This window comes from Sinomonas sp. G460-2 (assembly GCF_047759905.1).
Taxonomy (GTDB): Bacteria; Actinomycetota; Actinomycetes; order Actinomycetales; family Micrococcaceae; genus Sinomonas.
The window spans coordinates 1-1,325 of the sequence record NZ_JBKZWT010000540.1; the positions used below are offsets into that span (position 1 = coordinate 1).

At 68.8% G+C, this 1,325-nt stretch carries 1 protein-coding gene; it reads left to right on the plus strand.

Annotated elements, in window-relative coordinates; all coding sequences use genetic code 11:
• Positions 1-4: 4 nt before the first annotated feature.
• A complete protein-coding gene (locus tag ACLN58_RS22275) occupies positions 5-1,306 on the plus strand; it encodes a CpaF family protein (protein ID WP_415857385.1) in 1,302 nt (433 codons plus the stop codon).
• Positions 1,307-1,325: the final 19 nt, after the last annotated feature.

The window sequence follows — 1,325 nt, forward strand, 5'->3', positions numbered from 1 at the left end:
TACCCTGCCCACGGACGCCCTCGCGGGCCTCAAGCAGCGCGCCGCCACGGCGTTCTTCGAGCGCATGGGCTCGCGCTTCAGCGACTCCGGAGCCACCGAGGAGGAGCTGCGCACCGCGGCCCGCGAGGAGCTGACCCAGGTCATCGACGAGGAACACGTGCCCCTCAGCGCGGCCGAGCGCTCTCGCCTGCTCCGCGACATCGAGGACGACGTGCTCGGCTACGGGCCGCTCCAGCGCCTTCTCGACGACGACGAGATCACCGAAATCATGGTCAACCGCCACGATCAGATCTACGTCGAGCGCAAGGGCCATCTGGTTCACTCGGGCCTGCAGTTCACCTCGGAGGAGCAGCTCCGCACGGTCATCGAGCGGATCGTCTCCCGCGTGGGCCGCCGCATCGACGAGTCCTCGCCGCTCGTCGACGCGCGCCTCGCGGACGGCTCACGCGTCAACGCGGTCATCCCGCCGCTCGCGGTCGGCGGCTCGTCACTCACCATCCGCAAGTTCGGCAAGGTCCCCCTCACGGTCCGCGATCTCATCAGCTTCGGGACGCTCACCCCGGAGATGGCCGAGCTTCTCGAGGCGTGTGTCAAGGCCAAGCTCAACATCATCGTCTCGGGCGGTACGGGCACGGGCAAGACGACGCTCCTGAACGTGCTCTCCTCGTTCATCCCGGGCGACGAGCGCATCGTCACGATCGAGGACGCCGTTGAGCTCCAGATCCAGCAGGACCACGTGGTGCGCCTCGAGAGCCGCCCGCCGAACACCGAGGGCAAGGGCCAGGTGACCATCCGCGACCTCGTCCGGAACTCCCTCCGCATGCGCCCCGACCGGATCGTGGTCGGCGAGGTCCGAAGCGGCGAGTCGCTCGACATGCTGCAGGCCATGAACACAGGCCACGACGGCTCGCTCTCGACCGTGCACTCGAACTCGCCGCGCGACGCGGTCGCGCGGCTCGAGACCCTCGTCCTCATGGCCGGCATGGACCTGCCGCTGCGCGCCATCCGCGAGCAGATCGCCTCCGCCGTGAACCTCATCGTGCAGATCTCCCGCCTGCGCGACGGCACGCGGCGCATCACCCACGTCACCGAGGTGCAGGGCATGGAGGGCGACGTCGTGACGCTCCAGGACGCTTTCGTGTTCGACTTCGCCGCGGGGGTGGACGCCACGGGCCGCTTCATCGGCAAGCCGGTGCCCACGGGAGTCCGCCCACGCTTCCTCGAGCGCTTCGAGGACCTCGGAATCCACGTCCGCCCGAGCGTGTTCGGAGCGGCGATGATGCCTCAGGAGCACCCGTGGAAATAATGCTCGGCTGCGGCCTCAT